Raw genomic sequence first — 19,980 nt, 5'->3', positions numbered from 1 at the left:
AATTCAGCGAATACCTGTCAGGTATTGGCAAGACAGCCAATACCTACCAATCGCTGACAACCAGCCCGGCAACAGGAGGCATGGCCTCCTCCTCACCCAGCGAACACGAGATCCAGCAGCGCATCCGCCTGGCCTGTGGCCGCGGAGCGGTGCGCCTCTGGCGCAACAACACCGGCGCCCTGGTCGATCAGCAGGGCCGTTTCGTGCGCTTTGGGCTGTGCAAGGGCAGCAGCGACCTGATCGGTCTGCGCTCCCTTGAGATCACGCCCGAGCTGGTCGGCCAGCGGCTCGCTCAGTTTGTGGCCCTGGAGGTCAAGACAGCCCAGGGCGTGCTCAGCCCGGAGCAACGGGCGTTTCTCCGGCTGGTGCAGCAGCTCGGGGGGCTGGCCGCGGCCTGTCGCTCTGCGGAGGAAGCCGAGCAATTGCTTGGCGCGCCGAGGCAAGTGCCGCTGGGACACTGATGGATCCGGCAGAAGTGCAGCAGCGGCTGTGGCGTCTCGCAAAGACCCAACCGGGCGAGCTCCCCTACACCCTTGCTCTGAGATTCCAGGCAGCGACAGGGAGGATCATCACTGGGCAGCTTGCCAAGCAGATCCAGCAGAGGCTCGGACAAGATCAGGCCTGATATGCCAAGAGGTGTCAGGACGTGGCTAGGAGTGCCAAGTTTGCCGTATGGTTCGGGAAATCCCATTCAGGATCCTGAACGTGGCCATCACCTACGCGGAGCTGCTTGAGCGCCAGGAGGAGAACCGCGCAGCGTTCGGTCGGATGCTGCTGAACTGGCGAAGAACCAACGGCTGGACCCAGTACACCGCCTGCAGCTGGGCGGAAGAGGCCGGCTTCGATGCGATCTCCTACGGCAACCTCTCGGTGATCGAGCAGGGCAAGGCCGGCGAGCTGCGCCAGAAGGCCTTCTGGCAGCTGGGCGAACTGAACCGCCGCATCGCCGAGAAGGACTGGGGCCCGGTCAAGACCCAGGCGATCAAAGAGAAGCTCGAGAATGCCATCCCGTTGGGCGACGACGAATGCCCGGCCTGGACGCCACTGGAACTGTGGGCCTGCTACTGCGGCCTGAGGGAGGTGCCGGAGGCCTTCCGTACCACCCCGGCGCCGACCGTTGGTCAGCGCAAGGCCACCGAGCTCTCGTCCAAGTGGCGCAACCAGATGCGCCGCGTTGTCGACGAATGCGGGCTGGAGCCCAGCGACGCCCTCAACTCCCTGGCGGTCGAGGCCAGCGAAGAGCACCGCAAGCGCTTCTTTGCCGTGCTCACGGGCTTCGGCGACTACAAACCGGAGGAGCTGGCCCCGCTGTGGATCGAGGGCGACCAGTACCTGCCCAAGCGCTGGCTGGACCAGTGGGAGGCGGCCAACAGAAAGGGCACCAAGCCCAGCGGCCGCAAAGGCAAGAAGCCAGTCACAGCCTGATTGCTAGGAATTAACAGCCGCTGTGAGTGCGGCTATCAGTGAACAGTGCTAATTTTCGGATCAGCGGGCAACCGCCCGATTCGATCCGTCATGGCTCCACCCCCCAGGTCTCCAGTGGCCGGCATTGAGGCGCCGCCGGCCGTCCTGGCCGACGCCACCCCCGAGCAACAACTCACCCACGCCCTGGCCTGCTTTCAGGCCGAGGTGTCCGCCATCTCCTCCTGCGATCTGGGCGCCGTCGCGGAGGCAGCCCGCCCTGCTTTTCGCCAGGGCATCGGCTGGTTCGCCCAACTGGGCGAGCAGCACGGCCGGCCCAGGCTGCAGGTCACGGTGAGGCATGCCGCCGGCGCTGAGCTCAGCAGCGAGGCCTGGGCTGACGAACCCGGCGAGCTGGCGGACATGACCGGCTTGATGCTGGCCATGCTGCTGGGCATTCCTGTGTCAGAAATGGCTAGGGCTGCAGAGTCCTGTCCTATTGCAGATCGGCTTCAAGCGGCTAACCCTGAAGATCCGCAGTTGCCTGCGGATCGGCCGGAGCCCGATGGTGAAGCGGAAGCACCAGACCAGCAGAGCCAGGCTCTCTCTCAGCCCCAGGCCAGCAGTGCTGGCACCCCCGATGCAGACAGCGATCCGGCCCTGGTTCCCCTGACGCCCGAGGAGATCAGCGGCTACCACCGCCGCGTGCTGGATCTGCCGCAGGCCTCCCGCCGGGAGTTGACCCATGCGTTCCGGGAGCACTTCCAGGTGCCGCGCAGTGCCCGCTCGATCGGTGATCGCATCACCCTGCGCCAGCACGGCGACTTCCTTGAGCGCTTCATCGAGGAATGCCAGGACCAGGCGCTGGAGAGGGTTCCCTCGCCGCCGGCCCCATGAGCAGCAGCCATCGCCCCAGGCCGCCCCGTCGCTACGGCGAGCAGCCGCGCTCACTGGCCGGCCGCCACTTCATCCAGACCCAGGTGCGCACCGACGTCTACCTGCGCATCCGCGAGCTGATGGAGGCCCGCAACCTCTCCGCCAGCGGAGCGGTGCATCACCTGCTGCGCGAGCGCTTTGACCTGCCGCCCCTTCCCCCCTTCGATCAACACCAGATTTCCACCGATTCATCCCATGGCTAAAGACATTTTCCGCACGCCCCTCGCTGAAGTGCGCTGGGCCCACCTGATCACCCCCAGGCATCAGCTCGACAAGAGCAAACCCAAGGCCTGGACGGCCGACTTGCTGCTCCCCAACGGTGACGAGAAGGCCCAGGCCTTCCTGCTGGCGATGGAGGATCAGTTCATCGCCCTGCATGGCAGCCGTAAGCGCCGGGCGGAGAAGGGCTTCCCCTGGAAGGCCGACAAGGACAAGCCCAGCGAGCTCACAGTGGTGCGCTTCAAAATCCCCCAGTTCCAGCGGCGCGACGGCTCCCTCTCGGAAGGACCCCGCATCGTCGACGCGAAAAGGCAGCCCTGGGATGGGGCCGCCATCGGCAACGGCTCGCAGGTGATCGTCGCCTTCGACATCTACGACTGGGACGGCGAGAACGGCTGCGGCATGACCTTCCAGCCCAGGGCCGTCCAGGTGGTCGAGTTCGTGCCCTACGAACAGGTGGATCCCACCGCCGGCTTCGATGAGCTGGATGGCTACTCCACGGTCAGTGCTCCCGCCGGCACCGGCTCCAGCGGCTGGGCCGCCGAGGTCGACGAGGAGGCACCGTTCTGATGGCCCACCTCCACAGCGTCCGCGGCGGCGTAGGCGGCGGCCGGCCCCAAGGAGGCAGGCCCCAGAGGGGCAAATCCCAGCTGCCGGCCTTCTGCCGCACCCGCCGGCCCACCACCACCGTCACGGTGAGCAGCCTGCGGTACATCCACCGGCTGCTGCTGCTGGTTCTGGTGTTCCAGCTGAGCACCCTGCTGCTGGTGATCGCCGGGCTTGTCCCGCCGCGGCTGCCCCCGGCCACAGCCACCAACGTCCTCCGCTCCGATGCCGGCACTGCCGCCGGTGGGGCTCCCTTCGTCGTGACACCTCCTCCAGATCGATGAGCAGAACAACGAGCTGCCCCGGCCCACCAACGCCCTTCGTCCTGATGGATCACCTCTCCTTCGTCTCCCGTTCCTGGAACGGGACACCGACCTCACGGCGCTTCACCAATGGCGACGTCACTGCCCCAGCGATGTGCAAGGCGAACAAGAACCGGTGGTCTGACTACCGCGAGTCCTACCGCTGCCAGCAAAACATCGATGGTGCTCCCCGCCAGGTCAAGAGCTACCACCGCTCCTGGTTGATCGACACCCTCAAGCGCTGTCGGGCTCCGGTGGCAGGAGGCTGATGGACACCCCAACAACGACATCCCGCCAGCGGGCCTGGGTCAGCACCGCCACAGCCTGCGAGGTGCTGGGGATGAGCCGTGAAACCCTGCGCCAGCTGCGGCTGCGGGGTGTACTCACCCCGGGGAAGCACTACCGCCGCTGGGGGTGCACCCAAGGCCGGGGCCCGCTGCAGTGGCACCTTGAGAACGTGGAGGCCACCATCACTGGCTGGAGCCGCAGACACCTGCGCCTGTAGTCCTCAGCGGCACTCTGTCTGTTAGTCGTCGGCCTTGCGGCCCCCCTCCAGCCAACGGCTGAGTAGCTCCACCGGTGTCTGTGGGCAAATTGTCAATCACAGGCGGAGGTACCGAATCCAGCGCCAGGAAGGGCTCAAGCTGCCCCTGCCTCACCAGCGGAAGTGCTCACGGCCCACAGCTTCCGTGGGCTGCCGAGGCGGAAGAAACCCATCACGTTTCGGCGATCGCTATCCAGTTGGATCAGATGATGGATGGTCGGCGACTCAAGCACCTGAATATTCTCGAAGAATACAGAGTGCATGCCTTGCCCCTTCATATAGCCATTAGGTGCAATGGCTTGGTGTTGATTCATGCCATTGAGGACTTGCTCAAGCTTGATCTGGCTATCATCAATCACTGGTGGTCAATAGCTCCGAGTTCGTTGCCGTTGGCTAACCCCTCAACGCGATAGCTGCCGGCATCAGGCAGCCGCTCAAGTGTTGAGGTTGGTGCTGTTAGGAAGTCTTGTCGGGCCTCCGATACCAGTCGATGCGCCACCTCAGAAACGAATCGCGGCGTCCTTATTCCCCATCACGAGTGTTGTATTCAGACCGGCCCGACAAACAAAGTTGGATCAGTACTCCCTTTGGATGGCCGGAGTTTCTGACTGGGTAAACCGGGAGAGGAAGTCCGGCAATACTGCTAGTCCAAGCAGACTAGGAATGACAATGGCAAGAATAAGAACCAACTTCTGGTTGGTCTCCTTATTTGATTTGTCGCTGCATGCTTTCGCTTCTTTATACTCTTGTATGAACCTGGGGTTGGCTAGCAGGTCTTCCATTTTTGCTTTGTTGTCTTCATAGCGGCGGGTAATCTCATGCTTGAAGTCAGGCCATTCGGCATGGGATAGAGCCCACTGCTTCCAGCTTGTCCATTCCTGTAATGCCGCGATCTTTTCCTGGTTTCTCAGGTGTGCTCCGCCAAATGCAGCCGCAGGTCCAGCTGCACCAAAAAAGGCTCCAGCCAAGGCGTCACCAGTCCTGTTGCAAGCCGGCGGAAGAACGTGAACATCATGCTGGCGAAGAAACTCTGCCACCATTTGATCAATGGTTGGTATTGGTTCTATCAAGACACCATGCTGCTTGAGAAGCCGGGCTTGAACGTGGTCAATTCCACGTGAAGTGAGGTAGGTCATTGTTGTAGAGGCTCTAGGGATCGCTCCCTCGACCTCTTCACCATCCTCACGGCGGGGCTACTTCGGCTTCCCCCAGTCGGGGGAACTTGTGCTGCAATGGCCTGCATCGGCACCTTCCCAACCCTCTGATTGCCCCCATCCCGAGAGCCGGCGAGCCTTATTAGCCAGAATTTAGGGCCTTTCTGAGGGCTCCTGAAGACGAGGGATTGCCCCAGAGACTGAAGGCAGGGCCAGTGTTCAGTGCCGCTTCCAAGGAGACGATCCCCAGTGCGATGCCCAGGACGGCGGCATGGGTGCGGTCGCGCGCTTGCAGCTTGCTGATCACATTGCCGACATGGGTCTTCACCGTTTCCGGGGAGACATAAAGGCGTTCAGCGATGTTGCGGTTCGAGAGCCCAAGCATCACTCCTGTGAGCACCTCGACCTCCCGATCGGTAAGCTGCTCGATCGTGGCTGCTTCCTCACTGCGACGGCGTTGCTGGCGCAGGACGTCGGCGGCCTCCTTCGGGTAGTAGACGCCACCACCGGCGACGATCCGGAAAACAGGCGTGAAGTCCTCTGTCTCAAAGCAGATCGCATCGCAGCCTGCCTCCAGGGCTTCGCCGATCACGGCTGTGGATTCACGGTTCGTGATCAGGATTGTCCTTGTCTCTGGCCTGAGCCGTTCGGCACGCCGCACCAGAGACACTCCCGCTCCTTCGTGCAGGGTCTCGCTCACCAGCAGGAAGTCCGGCTGGTGCTGCAGCACGTGCTGATACCCCTCGTCCTCGGTGGTTGAGGCACCTACCACATGCTCGGTGATCGGGTTGATGCAGATGAAGGCACCTAACCACCTCGTATTGCCGAGGCACGCCACGATTGTTTTTCCCTCCAGGAGCGTGCGGTACTCCTCCAGAAGTGCCGGAATCTTTTGCAGGAGGTGGGTCAGATCCATACGTGGGGGCGCCTCGCATGAGCATACCTAGCCATGCCATCCTTGAGAACAATTGGCAACCCAGCAGTCTTCTGAGTCCATAGGATGGAGCACCCTTGCCACGGCGAGAACACCCGTAGGTGGTCTCATCTTCAAGCAAATCCCCCACTTGGGGGATGCATTGCCTGCCAGCGCGATAAAGAATGAGCGTGTGCAAATCGACCAGTTGGAAATTGATTCTCCCCCATCGTTAAGTCCACAATTTCATGTCAGTCATATGGCAGCTAAATGAGTTGTCTGATATTTCAACAGCGCCTGGAATTCCAAGGAGAGGGCCGGAAGGTAAATAGTTTATTGTCCTATGGCGAGCAACTACAGCGATCATTGCCACACAAAACGAGCCGAACCTCTCATGGACATGGCATGTCGAAGCATGGAACTCAAGGGCCTGGGCTGGCCGGATGAAGCCATTGCTCTCTACGAGGAGCTGTGGGAATATCGCCGGCGATGGGGCAGCATTGCCATTGAGCCTGACGAAAGAACCTTCCTGATGAAGGCCGATAAAGCATTGGCCCAAAATGAAGCAGAAAGAATAGTCCTGGAAGGGCAGGAGGTCAATAGTGTGGAAAGAGCTGTAAATGACCCTCGTGCTTGCATTAGGCCTCTTCATGGCATTTCCATGTCGCCAATGCTGGGCGATGCTGGAGTTAGCAAGCAGTGTTTTGTAGCACTCGATTTTGAGACTGCTGATCACGGGAGGGACAGTGCCTGTTCGATTGCACTCGTGCGAGTCGAGGAGGGCTCGATTGTTCATCGTGAGTACCACCTGATTCGCCCGCCTCGCAAAACATTCGTTTTCACTCGCATCCATGGGATTGGGTGGTCCCAGGTCGCTAATGCTCTTCCCTTTGGCGAACTATGGCCGCAGCTAGAGCAATGCCTCGATGGAGCTCAATTCATCGCAGCTCACAATGCAACCTTTGACAAAAGTGTGTTGCAGGCTTGTTGTCATAAGGCGAATATAATGGCTCCGCCGCACCCATACCTCTGCACGGTCCAGCTTGCCCGGAAGACTTGGGACATCCGTCCAACAAAGCTGCCGAATGTCTGTGAGCGGCTTAACCTAAGCCTGAAGCACCATGATGCCCTGTCTGATGCTGAAGCTTGTGCCAATATCGTGCTTGCCGCCATCCGCGATGGAGGTCTATCGCCAATGCGTACCGGAGAATCGTTCTGAATGACCTTTTTGGTCTTCAAGCTTTAGTAGCGAACTGTGCCCAGGGTGAAGTGCGAAGGTTTCATCAACGACCTGCTATTGAGTGTCGCCAAGTGCAAGAAGATCTGACTCCGCTCCCCCGCTTTTTGAGGAGGGTATTCCTGGGCCTTCGATGATGGGTAACTGACAATACTTAAGTTGATTATTAGTTATCCTCTCCGTCATGCTGCCCTATCACGAACGTATTACTCAGCTCCAGACTCAGATCCGACCACTTGCTGTACAGGCGGCAAGAAGAGGTTGCTCCGCCGAGCAGCAGGAAGAGCTCTTGGCCAGGCTGATACCTCTCTATGACGCACTCTTTGCACTTCAGGAGGAGCTTGATCTCAATTGAGCATTTCGGCTCAGCCCGATGCAGTCGCTGCGGTTCATGCCCGCGGCAGCAGCATGGGCTATCAGTTGATCCCAGCAGATCTCAGGAAGGCTGAAAGGTTGCGGTCGCTTGTGCTCCCCCCAGTGGGTGCGCGTGTCGGCTGCATCATGCCTCCGAGAGTCCATCAAGCCAGCACCAATTGATTCGTACGTTTTGCCAGAAATAAGGCATGCGTACGGTCACTGTCACCGAGCCGGGTGAGGATTGTTAATCCTGTCCTTGAGCTCTGGACTGTATGACGGCTGTTGCTGATGGGTGGGAGCCCTCCTCTCAAGGGCAGTGCCCAGCCTCAGAGGTTAACGAGGAAGCCTGTCCAGAAATACCAGACCACCTCACACCGCTATCAGCCCGGCCTCCAGAAGCTCGGCGCCACTCCATTGGCCATCGAGCACCTCGGCTTCCGCGGCAAGCCCGTCAGGAAGCTGCGAATGATCACCGTCGAGAAGGCCTTAGCCCTGGCCCGTAAGCTGCAGGGCACCCGCGGCTGCACCGCTTCGGAGATCTGAGCCCCGGGACCTAGGGACCCTCTGTTGCCATCTCAGAGGGCAGCCGAGTCACAGGTAGTCACTCACCATGTCACGGTTGATGGGCTTTTTTGATCTGCCAACCAAGGGGGCGCAGCCAAGTGGTGCGAGCTCACCCGTGGGGAGGCCATCCAGTCCTGAAGGCAGAAGCGACGTCAGGCTTGTGATCCCTGTTGGTGAGAATGAGCAACCCCAGAGCAACCTACGTGGGTGACGTTTACAGACCTTGGCACCTCACCAGGGTGATCAGCGCGATGGGGGCGACGACTGCCAACTGCAGCAGCGGCACCACGATGACGGTGAAGCGCTGCACCATCCGGTACTCGGCCACGGTGTGGAACATCCAGCTGTCCACCACGAAGCACCCCATTCCGGCGAGGGAGAGCGCCACGCTGAAGCTCAACAGACTCCAGGCCCACCGCCGTGAACGCCCCAGTCTTGCGGCCAGCGCCGCCAGCGCCAGGTAGGGACTCACGGCTAACAGCAGGAAGGGGATGTCACTCCCCCGCCAGCTGGGAACGCTGGTGAGGGCGAGCACGAGGGTGAGCAAGGCCGAGCCGGCGCACAGCATCACGGTGAGCCGCGCGGGGCGCATGGCGATCGGTGACGGCTGGACCATGGATCTGACTCCCGGCGTCCGTGCTCAGGGCCCCGGTTTCTGGGGTGGGTCCTCGCAGGGCAGCCGGTGGGCGCGGGGATCCTTGTCGTTCCACTCCAGGTAGGCGGTGCCCGCTTCCGGCCGGTGCAGGGGGATGGCCGGCGGCACGCTGGGATTGGTGGGATAGGTGCGACCGTCGTAGCGCAGCTCCGCGTAGTAGCCGGTGCCGGCGTCCACCCGCACCCGGGTGATCAGGTCCTTCCAGCGGTTGTGGCGTCGCTCGGTCACGATCAGGGGATCCTTGAACAGGCTGATCTGGGTGATGAGCTGCAGGCGGCCTGGGCTGGGCTCGCGAAAGATCAGCAGCGGGCAGCCGCCGGTGCCGCAGACCATCGGTCCCAGCACCTGGGCCACCACCTCGGGCCTGCCATCGCCGTTGAGATCCACCTGGTCCCAGATGTAGCGATGAGCCGGCAGACGCTCACATTCGGCCTTGATCTTGTTGCCCTTCACCCACTCGCCCTCGGCGCTGCCGGGATCAGGGCCATGACCCTGGCCGTCGTCGATGCGTACCGGGAAAAGAACTTCTCGCAGAGCCGCCTCGAGGTCGGGGTTGGATCGGGGCTCGGGCGGCACCGATTGCACCACTGTTGGGCTGGCGCTGGCGAGTGGCTCGGCCTGCAGAGTTGGAGCCGCCATTGCGATGCCGGCCGCCAGGGGCAGCAAGGGCAGGGCGCCGACCATCACAGAGTGCCGTAGGTGTACGGAGGCTCCTGTCCGTCGCGGCGCTGCAGCAGCCAGGCGGGCCCGGGGAAGAATGCGGGGCAGCGCACGGTCCAGATCCAGTAGTCCTCCACTGTTTCGCCCTGTTCCGGCGGGAAGAGCCGCATGCCCTCGGCCGCCTGAGGTTCCTCGCCCGCGGGCAGCAGGTGGAAGGCCAGATCGGGATCGGCCGCCAGGCCCTGCAGGATCACCGCGTGAATCTGATCACCGCTGGCGCTGGCGGTGAGCCCGAAGCTCTCGGGTTGGGAGGTCACCATGGCGGCGAATCCTTCGCGGTTCGGATCGATCCGGCAGGGCTCGAACAGGGCCGGCAGGCTGCGACGGAAGGCCTCCAGGGCATCGAGGCTGCCAGGCAGTGCCAGCTGCGCCTGGTGTACCTCGGCCTCGAAGCGGTAGGCAGGGGGCAGGCCCTGCTTTCGCAGGGCTTCATTGAAGTCTGCGGCGGAAGCCATTGGGAGGGTGCCATGGCCATTCACTGTGGAGGATGCCCAGGCGGGGCCATCTCTCCTGGGCGCTGATCGTGAAGGAACCGGCAGCGAATCGCGCTGCCCTCGAGAGGTTCCAGCCGGATCCCCTCGTTTTTCCTGACGATGTGAAGAAAGGGCCTCCAGTCATCCCGAGGCTGGAGGGAGCTGCCACCACGAGCGCCCTGCCGCGGCTGTCCTCGATGGTGAGCGGGCTCGCGTGGCTGCCGTAGAGGCGCACCGGCCCGTTGCCCCAGGGAGCGTTGGTGCAGATCGCCGTGAGTGCCGGGCGACCCTGGCCAGCCGCCGGGCCATCCAGTGCGGAGAGGAGTGCGATCCGCTCGCTGTAGGCGGCCCTCAGGCAGGCGGCCTGGCGCTCCGAGAAGGCACAGCGGCTCCTCCTGCGGAACCACACCTGCTGGGGTTCAAACCAGTGCAGCTGCGAAGCCTGTGCTGCCGAGCCGGCGGCAGCCAGCAGCCGCGCCATCCTGCGATCGAGTGCCAGCAGAGCCGGATCGGCACACACCAGTTGGTCACTGGCGTAGGAGGGAGCGGCACAGTTCGCGGCGCTCTGCTCCGGCGGTGGAGGCACTGCCGCGGCGCGTATGTACCAGACGAAGACGGCCGCCAACAGTGCGGCCGGCAGGAACTGGACCGGATCAACCGCTCCCACCGACCGGACCATGAGGGATGGGTTAGTCGGCCTTCCCGCCAAGTCCCTGGATGGCATCACCGATCGCACCGGCAGCACCCTGAACCTTGTCCTTGAGGTCGCCGGCAGCCCCCATCACCTTTGCCTGCAGCTGCTTGGCTTCGCCTTCCGCCTTCATGGTCTGGTCACCAGTGAGCTCTCCGGCGGCGGCCTGGAGCTTGCCCTCGGTGTCCTTGGCGGAGGCCCTGATCTTGTCTTCCAGGCTCATGGTCGTTCGGCGTGGGGACGGTGGAGGGGCACCGGGCTGGCGATCGAGGGAGCCCCTTTCACGACCGTAGCCAGCCGGATCCGATCAGGCCCGCTTGATCACCCGCAGCACCACCAGCAGGATCACGGCGCCGAGGGTGGCCACCAGGATGCTGCCCAACACACCCCCACCAGCGGCACCGGCAAGGCCACCGAAGAGCAGACCGCCGATCAGGGCACCGATGATGCCCACCACCAGATCACCGATCAGCCCGAAGCCACCGCCCTTGACGAGCACACCCGCCAGCCAGCCGGCGATCACGCCGACGAGGAGAAACCACAGAACGTTCATGGGCAAACCTCAGCGACTGGGTGATGACATCGCGACGGTAGGGTATGCGGCATTTGCTCGCTTGCGGCCTTCCTGGAATAAGCCTTTACAAGCGAACTCTCTGCGTCAGCCGTGCAGCGGGTCGCGCCGATACGGGTCACGCCGATACAGACTGTATCGAGGGGTAAGGTGGCCGGGTTCTCAAGACAAGGCGAACACCAGAGGCAGGGCATTGCACTGAAGAACCTTAACCCGACAAAGAGTGAAGTTTTCGATCAGTCCTCGGATTCTCTATTGACGCTGAGCCTATCCGAGATAAATTCTGAATACCTAAGCTTACCTTGTAAAAAGGTGTTCATGAAAGCAGCCAGCTTCTCCTCTGTTCTGGCCATTGCCGCACTTTGCGGACTTTCCTCTGTGGCTCACGCCCAAAGCACCGTGCCGGACCTTACAGATCTGATCGGAGCACGGGGTTCTTCTGCTGAAACTGAAGTCCAATCTCGTGGCTATCAATTTACCGGCAATCTCGGCTCGTCTGCTTTGTGGTGGAATCGCAGGACAAAAACCTGCGCTTCCATTACAGTGGATGAGGGCCGGGTGGTATCGATTATGAAGTCGCCATCGGCAGATTGCGGCAAGAAGGATCACCCCGTTGCTGAGCTGAGCGATCTGATTGGCGTGAGGGGATCCTCAGCGGAGTCCGAGCTGAAATCTCGTGGCTATCAATTTTCCGGCAATCTTGGCTCATCGGCCCTGTGGTGGAATGCCGGCACAAAGGCCTGCATGTCGGTTACCGTCGGCGACGGCCGGGTGGTATCGATCGTGAAGTCACCCAAGAGAGATTGCCGTCAATAGAAAAAATAAATCAGGACTTCTCCTCTCTGAAGTGAGAGGAGAAGCATGGCTGAGTCGACATCTTGGTAGCAAGCCTGTACTGCAAAGACGGCGATTTCCATCATTCAGAGTCTGGCTGTGGCGATCGATCATCCTTGCAGCCGTCAGTTCTCGAAGTGGTTTTCACTGTCTTCTCAATGCGTGCCGCCCGACCAGCCCAGGCGAGCCAGCCGTGTAGGACATCGTCACTGTCAAGGCAGGTGAGATGGCGGCACCACTGTCCCTGTTGATTGGGCAGCCACTTCTCATCCTGCTTGTGGCCCTGCTGTGGGGTCTGGCGGCCTGGGCCCTGGGCCGCAGCCGGTGGCCCCTGATTGCCAATACGTTGTCCTGGGTTACTTTCGCCTGCTGGGAGTTCCTTGTTCAGGCGATCACGCCTGAGGCCAACATCCGGGTGGATCTGCTGCTGATCGCTCCTCTGCTCACCGGCCTTGGACTCTGGGGCATGGTGGTGATGCTGCGCAGCGGGTTGCGGTGAACACAGCCCCTGAGAGTCCTCTTCAACCACTCGGGCGGCTTGCTCACGCCCTAACCGAGGCCTACAGTCTGATTGAACAGTTCACCCCGCATCTTCAGGAGGCAGCCCATGCAAAATCTTGCAAGGATTGGCCGTTACTTTGTACCTGTTCTGAGTATGGCCTTTCTCAGTGCTGGAGGGCTTTTGTCTGGAGTTCCAGCGCTGGCTGACACGGTCAAAGCACGTTGTGATGTCTTTCCAAAGGGTGAGGATAAGGCAACTTCCTCGGGCTTGTGCACCTTTTCGCAGCGGCAGGGTTTTGTGAGCATCCAGCTCAACAATGGCCAGCGCATTGAGCTCACGCCCCAAGCCGATCAGCCCAATGCCTATCTCGATGCCAATGGCAAGCCCGCGATGCGTGAGCTTGCTGACAATGGCAACATCCACATCTACCGGCTGGCCAAGGAGTCAATCTTCGTGTACTGGGATACAACCCCCTACAAGTGAAATCAACGCTTCAGCGACCTGCTGCGTGCTGGGCTGGGCTAGGTCCATGGCCCAAGGCAAAGCCTAGATTCAGAACAGTGGAGTTTCCGTGATCAAGGCCGGCTGCACCTTCCTTGTTGCCGAAGGGATTCGCAAGGCTGCTAATTGGATTAAGTAGCCACTACTACTCCAGTCCAACTTCCTCGGGGCACTATGCCGCTGATTCGTTATCATCAATACCTGGCTGCTGTTGGCGCGGCTTTCTGGGTTGGCACTGGGGTCGTGGCGATTGGCAGCATTGCCTTAAGTCCCCGCAACTGGACTCCCAATCTTGCTATGGGGGTTTTGTTTATCTGCCTTGGCTGGCTTTTGTATCTTCGTGCGGTCAGCTTTTCTCGCTTTTTTTCGGCGATGCCAGTCAATATCCAAATAATTTCTTTTGGCCAGAGATTTCTGCGTTTGGACTTATTACTTGTTTCCCTCTCGTGCTTAGTTGGTGCACTTCTGCTCCTGGCGAGTGTCAGTCGAGTATTCGGAGAGGGCTATGCCGTCTTTGGATAACGGTTGGTCAACTTGTCTCAATGCCTGTCCGATAGCTCCGGCTGCTCACGGTTCCCCGCGATGAGCCCGGCCTCGAGAAGCTCGGCGCCACTCCATTGGCCATCGAGTGTCCCGTGTCAATCAGGTTGATGCAATGCGCCGGCCAACTTCATTGTCGGCGGACATCCATCACTCCTGCGTGGGCGAGTACGCGGCGGCAGAACTCCAGCAGCTCCTCGTGCGTCATGTCGTGCTTGGCGTCGTTTGTACGCCAGGCGCAGATCACGAAGTCGAGTTCAGGGAGGCTTTCACGGTGGTCAATGGTCGGCTGCATCGCCCGAGCGCGCTTGTAGCTGGCGCCCCGGCGTCCTGACTCTTCACTGTTGTAGTTCCCGAGCAGGCTCCAGTCCAGCTGCTCTCCGGTCCAGTAGTCCACCCCCTCGCAGGCGACGATCGCGGCATGGATGGCGGCCTTGGCGGCGCTCACGGAGTACGTGCCGCCTCTCTCCGAATCGCGACGCACGATCCCCTGGGCCTTGCCTCGGAGCCATTCGTTGTAGGCGTCGGCGGTCAGATGCTCAGCCACCCATGGCGGAGGTTGGTACTTGTGGCGGGTGCTTGGCACTGCTCCGTTACGGGCGTCCTACCCACCCTGGCAATCGGGGCGATGTTATGGGACGGCACGACCCCAGTGGACACGATCGTGGGCTGCCGGCGAGAATCCCGCCCCGAAAGCGAGGGCTCCCCAGATCACTGCCAGCCTTCGGATCCATGCACAGCGGGTGATGGCCGACACCGAGGCACCCAGCGGTGGTGGTGGCTCCATCTGGAGATCAACTCTTTGGCCGGCAGATGGATCAGAACCAGTGGGTGATGGTGGCCGTGGATGCGACAGGGGTGAGCGGGGAAGAGTGGCAGGAGACGGGGTGGCCCTGGAACACGGCGAAGTTGGGTGGCGTCCTTGGCACGATGCACCAGTGCGGCGCTGCGAGGGCTGGAAGCTCGCAAAGTCACCGTGGAGGTTGACATCGGTCCTGGGCCGCCGTCTGCAGGGCCGGCAGCCCAACCCGAAGGCGGAGAATGTGCAGTGGGCTGCACGGTGCCGCGATGGTTACCCCCACTGGCCTGGGCTCCACTGGCCACACTGAACCGGCCCGGTGAGGCAGAGAGCCATGCAGAGCGATCTGGGGGCACGGTGGCACTGGTGACGGGCGCCAGCCTGGGCATCGGCCGGGGCGTTGCCATGAGGCTCGGCGAGGCCGGTGCCACGGTGACTCTGACGCCACGCAGCCTGGAGAGCGGCGCACAAATGGGTTCCGAGATCGGGGCTTGGACCCCTGGGGGTTGGAGCAGCGGGACTCAGGCCGCCAGGGCCGCGCCAGGGATGCTGGCGGTGCTCATCGAGATGGAGCGGATGGTGCGGCGGGAATACGCCTGCACCCGCTCGAAGCCAGCTGCCACAACCGAGCAGTAGGAGTTCACGGTGGGCCCCACGAGCACGGTGTCGGGGGCATAGCCATTGGCCAGCAGCATGGTGGTCATCCACTGCATGTGGCCCTGCAGCTCTCTGGCCCGTGCGGCACCCCGCTGTGCGGCCTGGCTCATCTCACCGAGGCTGTGGGCGCAGAGGGCACCGCTGGCCAGACAGGTGAGGCCCTGGACGATGGGGAACCCGCCGACGGCGAGATCAGCCACGAAGGCCGCGCCACTCACCACTGCACCAACGCCGGAGACGGCGGCGGTGGCTCCGTAGAGATACATCTGGCGCTCATCATCGCTGAGGGCCTTCCAGCACTGCACATAGTCCCGGCAGGATTCCTGAAGGGAGAGGTACTGGTTGCCCAACGCGGGAGCGAGCATCCGGCAGCTGTCAAACAGATACTTCTCCCCGATGAAGCCGGCCACGACGCCATGCCAGGCCGATGTGAGCGGGCTGGTGAGCGTGAAGACGTAGAGGGAGTTGGTGTGGATGGCATGGGGGTAGCGGGCCGTGACCAGCAGATCCATGCCGGAGGCGAGATGGATCACATCGCCGGCCTCGGGCTGATGCGTGCCCTGGAGGCTGCGGTGGCCGCGCTTCAGGGCGGTGGGGCAGTCGATCGTGACGAACGCCGTGGTGGACTGGAGAGTGGGCATGGTGGTGCGTGTGGGAAGGATCGCCCCTTCCCCTCGTTCCGGGCGCTGGTGGGTGATTCAGGCGATCACGCCGCGGCGCCGCAACTCGAAGAAACAGCGTGCTGTGGCCTCCACGTCCACCAGGGCGTGGTGGGCACCGTCGATACCGCTGCCGAACAGGTGCTGATGCAGCTCCTCGAGGCTGGGCCACTTGGGGCCGAAGGAGCCGGGCAGCTGGCACAGCTCGGTGGAGGCCTCCATGGTGCAGTTGCGGCTGAGGGAGGGCAGGGGATTGGGCAGGCCGCAGCGCAGCAGCTCGGCACCGAGCACCTTCTCATCGAAGGCCAGGTTGTGGGCGATGAGGGTGTCTGCCCGGCGCAGATCGGCCAGGAGGCGCTGCAGCACATCGGGGAGAGGCTGGCCCTCGGCCATGGCGCGGGCGGTGGTGATGCCATGCACGCGGGCGGCATCGGCGGGGATGGCGAAACCATCGGGCCGGATGATCGCCTCGACCGTCTGCTTTCGGTGACCCTGGTGATCAGTCAGCAGCCAGGCGATCTGCACGATGCGGGGCCAGTTGGCCAGATCGCTGGCGGGTGCGTGGCGGCTGCGGGGCAGCCCGGTGGTTTCCGTATCGAAGAACAGCAGCATGACGGGCTCAGTGGCGGCGCAGGTGGTAGCTCCACTTGCAGGTCTTGATCTGCACCACGGCGCTCCCTTCATCAGCGGTGTCGATCTGCCGGCCGACCAGCTGCAGGCCGTTCAGGTCGTGCTCGAAGCGCGCGTAGGGGGTGCGGCGCAGCCGGCGGGACACCAGGGTCCAGCGCTCCCAGCCGTGGTGGTGGTCATGGCGGCCGTAGGCGAGGGCGATGCGGATCTTGGTGAGGGAGATGCCGCGTTGCTGGCAGCGCCGCTCGGCGTGGCTCGGATCGTTCCTAGCGCCGATCAGCACGAACTCCGGTGTGTCCTGGAGCCGCGGGTCGTTACCAGCAAGACGATCGAGGGTGAGCTGGTTCATGGGTGGGGACCTCTGCGGAACACCCTCCCCTCGTTCTGGGCTAAGGGACGTGATTCAGAAGCGCAACGCTGAGTCGCAAAGGAAAGGACCGGCCTCAGCGTTCGCCTAGAGCCAGGCCAGTGAAGGATAGTTGCTAAATATATGTATGCAAATGGCCATAAAGTGCGATACAATGCAAGCATTAGGTGTTCTATTTATGTGTCAATTAAATCTAACTGTAAATCATTGTCTGACCGCCCTCTAAGATGGTGCGCATAAGCTTCCTTGTAGCTTTTAATTAATGTATTAAGGCTACTGGGGTTCTCGCACAGGGGTGCGGCAACGGTCTTGGGAAAACTCGTAGCCCCGTATGTTGAACCCCAAAGAATTAGCCCAGGCAGAATATCTCCATCGCAAAACTCCTTGCAACTCGTGATGAATGATGAGATGTTTCGGCCATAGAGAACAAGAACCGCTAAAGACACCATGACAATGCCAGGCGTGGGCAAGCCACCCAGAGAGAATAATGGATCATCCAATCCTAGATATATTGATCGAAGGAAACCCAAGCTTGTTTGATGGTCTGAAACCAGGCTGGATTCCTTCAGTTCATTAACAATTGATTCAAGCACCGAACTTCTCGTTGGCCAGAATGCATCTGGGTTCCGGAATGGCGTACTTGATTTGAAGATAAGATAGTGGCAAATTACATCGAGCATAGATTTATCGGTTGGAGACATCCTATTTCTATGTAGTTTATAGACTAACTTTTGTTTGCTGCAGTCATAGAATAATATATGATTTTTCTCGAGCTTGGCTGAGGACAGCTTGGCTAATCGGTCATCATCGTAGCTGGCAAATAAGCGTGCTCCTAAGCTTTTTAAATCCTTGGAATCAGTCTTTGTCTGATTACCCGACGAATGGTTTACGAGAAGTTCTCTGAGACGATAGAGCCTAAATAAGAAGGGTTGATCTGTGCCTTCCTTCAAGCAATAAGGGAGGAGCATGGCTCCCAAATCGATAGCCTCGCAATTCTTCGGATTCGTTTGCAAACACCGAAGATCTATGCCATATCTTTTAGATATTTCCTGATTTGGTGAGTGGTCTTTCTCATATAGCTTAATGGCATGATCTAGTTCCTCAAGTGCCTCAGTAGCTGCAGATCTAGTTCCATCGCTACTGCGGTCTAATACAAGGGGTATCATATTTATAATTTTCTGCATGGGTATAGATATGTCTAGTTCATTGGATAGAAGAATGGCTAAAGCTCCACATAGCGATGCCCCAAAGGCTTTATCGAGAACGAAGGCATCGTGGACTGAACTGCTATGATTTAACTCAAAAGATTGGTTTATTAAAGGCGAGTCCGACAGGCCTATGTCGCCAAATACAGACCTTTCTTTGACCAGAGTATAATACTTGGCCTCAATCGTCTTTAAAAGCTTGGCTTGTGATTCAGTCTGTTCCGTAATATTGCGAAAATGCAACCTAAAGCCATCTAGTAAATAAACGGTCTGATGGGTATAAAAGACATTGTTCTGCTCATCAGCTGGAACGAACTGGGGAAGTAGCGAACTATCTATTTCTATGTACATCGGGTATCCTCCTTCATCATCGTTGTCAAAAGGATGTCGATGGAATGAAGGTGGTGCATGCTCAGATAATGCAATCAAGACATTCTCCAAAGGAGATAGTCTTGTCATGCTTGACCGGCGATAACCAAAAATTTGGGTTTTGTAAACGCCACAAGGAGCAATCGAAAGTGTAGAGGCAATAATAGATAAGTTGTTGGAATTTGAGGGTATAAATAGTTTCATTGGATCGCTCTCAGAATGGAGCCTGTGGAACCTTCTTGTTGTAACTAATCTTCTCGACAAGACTAGGGGGAATGTTTCTAAAAACCGAAGCCATTTCTCCTGTATACATCAAATATAGATATCTATAGGTCCTAGTTGCTGCAACGTATAGGGGATTTCGAAGATAATCTTCGTAATTATGGCAATTAGGAATAAAAACCGCCTCAAATTGCAATCCCTTGCTGCTATGATAAGTCATAAGTTTTGGATTTGTGGTGGTGAAATTCAGTTCCATTGAGTCCCTCCCATAGCCAATCTTGGCTTCAACCTTCCATCCCATCTTTGTGCATGCATCCTTTGCAAATTGCACATCAATGTTAGAGGCAAAAAGTATCCCCACATCTGTGTAGCGTTGAGATTGAACTATTTGCCTGATCGCTTCAATTTGCTCTAATAAGGAGCCGCATTTCATTATGATTGGCTTTGACGGACCTTCCTTGTAGCATCTTTGCGCAAGAGGGTCTACCCCTGAACTGAGTTCCTCTGCGAATTTAGCAATCTTCTTGGGAAGTCTATGATTTTTTACTAGATTCTCCATGGGAATTCCTGTCATGACCTGTATTTCCTCCATAGTCATCAGATCATCTTTCATCTCGGCATAGACCTGTTGGGCCGAGTCACCGAATAGAATTAAATGCTTTCGGGCCGAATCCCGCAGTTGCTGTAGCTCTTCCCGACTAAAGTCTTGAACTTCGTCGATAATGATGTAGTCAGCAGATGGTCGGCCATTATGCAGCCACTCCCAGTGGTACATGACTTTTGACTCGTCCACGCCGATTGCATGGATACCATCTTGAATGAACTGCTTTAGAGCTTTGGTAAACACAATTACTAAATAGCTAGAGACTCCTTGTTCAGAAAGCTCTTTTGCCCTCCATAATGCTAAGACAGTCTTCCCGCTGCCAGCGCATCCTTTAACGATAAAAGAGCTAGTAAGACTACGTCGAATTATCTGAACCTGATAATCATCTAATTCAGATTCATTTATATACCATGCTTCTTTTGCCATGATTAATGCCGTCTTTGGATGCTGGCCATAATGTTTTTTACTGCTGGTACAAGTATTTGTGCAAATGCAGATAGAAGACTTCACAATTGATGCTGCCGTTGCCTCCGTTTATCCCCTGGATGACTGTGCTAGCACTAATGCTCCGTGAAGCTGGATTCTCCGATAACTACGTAGAGGACTGGTGATCGCCGGTCAGTGCTTGGACGATGAGTCTTTGTTGGCGTGAAGCATTGGCTTGGTCATATCACCAAGAAGAATGCTAAGTGCAGGGAGTATCTTGATAAAAAGTCTTAGATGCTTCCACGGAGCCTATAAGGCTGTG

At 59.3% G+C, this 19,980-nt stretch carries 31 protein-coding genes; 16 read left to right on the top strand and 15 right to left on the bottom strand.

Annotated features, from left to right (window positions below; genetic code table 11):
- Window positions 1-80: 80 nt before the first annotated feature.
- From ACLD7X_RS12780 to ACLD7X_RS12745, 8 genes are all read left to right on the top strand, one after another.
- Window positions 81-461, top strand: a complete 381-nt coding sequence (locus tag ACLD7X_RS12780) for a VRR-NUC domain-containing protein (RefSeq protein ID WP_411424031.1) — start codon at window positions 81-83, stop codon at window positions 459-461.
- 244 nt (window positions 462-705) lie between these two features.
- Window positions 706-1,425 carry a hypothetical protein gene (locus ACLD7X_RS12775; protein ID WP_412007235.1) on the top strand — a complete coding sequence of 240 codons (720 nt, stop codon included), beginning with the start codon at window positions 706-708 and terminating at the stop codon, window positions 1,423-1,425.
- Window positions 1,426-1,539: 114 nt separating this feature from the next.
- Window positions 1,540-2,298 (top strand): hypothetical protein, encoded by a 759-nt coding sequence (locus ACLD7X_RS12770; protein ID WP_412007234.1) that lies wholly within the window; start codon window positions 1,540-1,542, stop codon window positions 2,296-2,298.
- Window positions 2,295-2,540 carry a hypothetical protein gene (locus ACLD7X_RS12765; RefSeq protein WP_411424028.1) on the top strand — a complete coding sequence of 82 codons (246 nt, stop codon included), beginning with the start codon at window positions 2,295-2,297 and terminating at the stop codon, window positions 2,538-2,540. The genes ACLD7X_RS12770 and ACLD7X_RS12765 overlap by 4 nt, the downstream gene beginning before the upstream one ends.
- Window positions 2,533-3,126, top strand: a complete 594-nt coding sequence (locus ACLD7X_RS12760) for a hypothetical protein (protein ID WP_411424027.1) — start codon at window positions 2,533-2,535, stop codon at window positions 3,124-3,126. The genes ACLD7X_RS12765 and ACLD7X_RS12760 overlap by 8 nt, the downstream gene beginning before the upstream one ends.
- A complete protein-coding gene (locus tag ACLD7X_RS12755) occupies window positions 3,126-3,446 on the top strand; it encodes a hypothetical protein (RefSeq protein WP_411424026.1) in 321 nt (106 codons plus the stop codon). The genes ACLD7X_RS12760 and ACLD7X_RS12755 overlap by 1 nt, the downstream gene beginning before the upstream one ends.
- Window positions 3,443-3,733, top strand: coding sequence for a hypothetical protein (locus ACLD7X_RS12750; protein ID WP_411424025.1), 291 nt, complete (start codon window positions 3,443-3,445; stop codon window positions 3,731-3,733). The genes ACLD7X_RS12755 and ACLD7X_RS12750 overlap by 4 nt, the downstream gene beginning before the upstream one ends.
- A complete protein-coding gene (locus ACLD7X_RS12745; RefSeq protein ID WP_411424024.1) occupies window positions 3,733-3,969 on the top strand; it encodes a helix-turn-helix domain-containing protein in 237 nt (78 codons plus the stop codon). Before ACLD7X_RS12750 ends, ACLD7X_RS12745 begins: the two co-directional genes overlap by 1 nt.
- 134 nt (window positions 3,970-4,103) lie before the next feature.
- On the opposite strand, the gene ACLD7X_RS12740 is transcribed toward ACLD7X_RS12745, so the two are convergent.
- The 3 genes from ACLD7X_RS12740 to ACLD7X_RS12730 all read right to left on the bottom strand — a co-directional run bounded on the left by ACLD7X_RS12740 (window position 4,104) and on the right by ACLD7X_RS12730 (window position 6,078).
- Window positions 4,104-4,367 (bottom strand): hypothetical protein, encoded by a 264-nt coding sequence (locus ACLD7X_RS12740; protein WP_411424023.1) that lies wholly within the window; start codon window positions 4,365-4,367, stop codon window positions 4,104-4,106.
- A gap of 216 nt (window positions 4,368-4,583) precedes the next feature.
- On the bottom strand, window positions 4,584-5,144 hold the full coding sequence (locus tag ACLD7X_RS12735; RefSeq protein WP_411424022.1) for a hypothetical protein: 561 nt from the start codon (window positions 5,142-5,144) through the stop codon (window positions 4,584-4,586).
- A gap of 160 nt (window positions 5,145-5,304) precedes the next feature.
- On the bottom strand, window positions 5,305-6,078 hold the full coding sequence (locus ACLD7X_RS12730; protein ID WP_411424021.1) for a LuxR C-terminal-related transcriptional regulator: 774 nt from the start codon (window positions 6,076-6,078) through the stop codon (window positions 5,305-5,307).
- Between the two features lie 412 nt (window positions 6,079-6,490).
- Between ACLD7X_RS12730 and ACLD7X_RS12725 the strand changes: the two genes are divergently transcribed.
- The 3 genes from ACLD7X_RS12725 (at window position 6,491) to ACLD7X_RS12715 (ending at window position 8,212) form a co-directional block, all read left to right on the top strand.
- Window positions 6,491-7,294, top strand: a complete 804-nt coding sequence (locus tag ACLD7X_RS12725; protein ID WP_411424020.1) for a 3'-5' exonuclease — start codon at window positions 6,491-6,493, stop codon at window positions 7,292-7,294.
- 202 nt (window positions 7,295-7,496) lie between these two features.
- Window positions 7,497-7,667, top strand: a complete 171-nt coding sequence (locus ACLD7X_RS12720) for a hypothetical protein (RefSeq protein ID WP_425625197.1) — start codon at window positions 7,497-7,499, stop codon at window positions 7,665-7,667.
- 416 nt (window positions 7,668-8,083) lie between these two features.
- The gene (locus ACLD7X_RS12715) at window positions 8,084-8,212 is read left to right on the top strand and encodes a hypothetical protein (protein ID WP_412007232.1); all 129 of its coding nucleotides are present in this window, start codon (window positions 8,084-8,086) and stop codon (window positions 8,210-8,212) included.
- 235 nt (window positions 8,213-8,447) lie between these two features.
- Here ACLD7X_RS12715 and ACLD7X_RS12710 read toward each other — a convergent pair whose 3' ends face one another.
- From ACLD7X_RS12710 to ACLD7X_RS12685, 6 genes are all read right to left on the bottom strand, one after another.
- Window positions 8,448-8,849, bottom strand: a complete 402-nt coding sequence (locus tag ACLD7X_RS12710) for a hypothetical protein (protein ID WP_411424018.1) — start codon at window positions 8,847-8,849, stop codon at window positions 8,448-8,450.
- 24 nt (window positions 8,850-8,873) lie between these two features.
- Window positions 8,874-9,572 (bottom strand): hypothetical protein, encoded by a 699-nt coding sequence (locus ACLD7X_RS12705; protein ID WP_411424017.1) that lies wholly within the window; start codon window positions 9,570-9,572, stop codon window positions 8,874-8,876.
- Window positions 9,572-10,063, bottom strand: a complete 492-nt coding sequence (locus ACLD7X_RS12700) for a hypothetical protein (protein WP_411424016.1) — start codon at window positions 10,061-10,063, stop codon at window positions 9,572-9,574. The genes ACLD7X_RS12705 and ACLD7X_RS12700 overlap by 1 nt, the downstream gene beginning before the upstream one ends.
- On the bottom strand, window positions 10,038-10,748 hold the full coding sequence (locus tag ACLD7X_RS12695) for a lysozyme inhibitor LprI family protein (protein WP_412007231.1): 711 nt from the start codon (window positions 10,746-10,748) through the stop codon (window positions 10,038-10,040). The genes ACLD7X_RS12700 and ACLD7X_RS12695 overlap by 26 nt, the downstream gene beginning before the upstream one ends.
- 22 nt (window positions 10,749-10,770) lie before the next feature.
- Complete coding sequence (locus ACLD7X_RS12690) at window positions 10,771-10,995, bottom strand: CsbD family protein (RefSeq protein WP_411424014.1); 225 nt, start codon at window positions 10,993-10,995, stop codon at window positions 10,771-10,773.
- An 84-nt stretch (window positions 10,996-11,079) separates the two neighbouring features.
- Window positions 11,080-11,325 carry a GlsB/YeaQ/YmgE family stress response membrane protein gene (locus tag ACLD7X_RS12685; RefSeq protein WP_411424013.1) on the bottom strand — a complete coding sequence of 82 codons (246 nt, stop codon included), beginning with the start codon at window positions 11,323-11,325 and terminating at the stop codon, window positions 11,080-11,082.
- A 111-nt stretch (window positions 11,326-11,436) separates the two neighbouring features.
- On the opposite strand from ACLD7X_RS12685, the gene ACLD7X_RS12680 reads away from it, so the two are divergent.
- The 4 genes from ACLD7X_RS12680 (at window position 11,437) to ACLD7X_RS12665 (ending at window position 13,702) form a co-directional block, all read left to right on the top strand.
- Window positions 11,437-12,159 (top strand): hypothetical protein, encoded by a 723-nt coding sequence (locus ACLD7X_RS12680; RefSeq protein WP_411424012.1) that lies wholly within the window; start codon window positions 11,437-11,439, stop codon window positions 12,157-12,159.
- A gap of 295 nt (window positions 12,160-12,454) precedes the next feature.
- Entirely contained in the window at window positions 12,455-12,676 is a 222-nt protein-coding gene (locus tag ACLD7X_RS12675; RefSeq protein WP_412007229.1) for a hypothetical protein, read from the top strand.
- 108 nt (window positions 12,677-12,784) lie between these two features.
- Complete coding sequence (locus tag ACLD7X_RS12670; protein ID WP_411424010.1) at window positions 12,785-13,162, top strand: hypothetical protein; 378 nt, start codon at window positions 12,785-12,787, stop codon at window positions 13,160-13,162.
- Window positions 13,163-13,354: 192 nt separating this feature from the next.
- Window positions 13,355-13,702, top strand: coding sequence for a hypothetical protein (locus ACLD7X_RS12665; protein WP_411424009.1), 348 nt, complete (start codon window positions 13,355-13,357; stop codon window positions 13,700-13,702).
- A 148-nt stretch (window positions 13,703-13,850) separates the two neighbouring features.
- Here the strand turns inward: ACLD7X_RS12665 and ACLD7X_RS12660 are convergent, their stop codons facing one another.
- Window positions 13,851-14,267 (bottom strand): hypothetical protein, encoded by a 417-nt coding sequence (locus ACLD7X_RS12660; RefSeq protein ID WP_411424008.1) that lies wholly within the window; start codon window positions 14,265-14,267, stop codon window positions 13,851-13,853.
- A 366-nt stretch (window positions 14,268-14,633) separates the two neighbouring features.
- On the opposite strand from ACLD7X_RS12660, the gene ACLD7X_RS12655 reads away from it, so the two are divergent.
- Complete coding sequence (locus tag ACLD7X_RS12655) at window positions 14,634-15,155, top strand: SDR family NAD(P)-dependent oxidoreductase (RefSeq protein ID WP_412007228.1); 522 nt, start codon at window positions 14,634-14,636, stop codon at window positions 15,153-15,155.
- On the opposite strand, the gene ACLD7X_RS12650 is transcribed toward ACLD7X_RS12655, so the two are convergent.
- From ACLD7X_RS12650 to ACLD7X_RS12630, 5 genes are all read right to left on the bottom strand, one after another.
- On the bottom strand, window positions 15,041-15,817 hold the full coding sequence (locus ACLD7X_RS12650; RefSeq protein ID WP_411424006.1) for a hypothetical protein: 777 nt from the start codon (window positions 15,815-15,817) through the stop codon (window positions 15,041-15,043). The two genes, ACLD7X_RS12655 and ACLD7X_RS12650, sit on opposite strands and share 115 nt — an antisense overlap.
- Before the next feature lie 57 nt (window positions 15,818-15,874).
- Window positions 15,875-16,447: a 3'-5' exonuclease gene (locus ACLD7X_RS12645; protein ID WP_411424005.1), complete on the bottom strand. Its 573-nt coding sequence runs from the start codon at window positions 16,445-16,447 to the stop codon at window positions 15,875-15,877.
- Window positions 16,448-16,454: 7 nt separating this feature from the next.
- Window positions 16,455-16,814, bottom strand: a complete 360-nt coding sequence (locus ACLD7X_RS12640; protein WP_411424004.1) for a hypothetical protein — start codon at window positions 16,812-16,814, stop codon at window positions 16,455-16,457.
- A 194-nt stretch (window positions 16,815-17,008) separates the two neighbouring features.
- Entirely contained in the window at window positions 17,009-18,610 is a 1,602-nt protein-coding gene (locus tag ACLD7X_RS12635) for a hypothetical protein (protein ID WP_411424003.1), read from the bottom strand.
- Between the two features lie 10 nt (window positions 18,611-18,620).
- Window positions 18,621-19,658, bottom strand: coding sequence for an ATP-binding domain-containing protein (locus ACLD7X_RS12630; RefSeq protein ID WP_412007227.1), 1,038 nt, complete (start codon window positions 19,656-19,658; stop codon window positions 18,621-18,623).
- Between the last annotated feature and the right edge of the window lie 322 nt (window positions 19,659-19,980).

Source organism: Aphanothece microscopica RSMan92, from assembly GCF_046613545.2.
Lineage (GTDB): Bacteria > Cyanobacteriota > Cyanobacteriia > PCC-6307 > Cyanobiaceae > NIES-981.
Note: the sequence above shows the minus strand (reverse complement) of the source record. Positions and strands in the feature narration are given on the sequence as shown.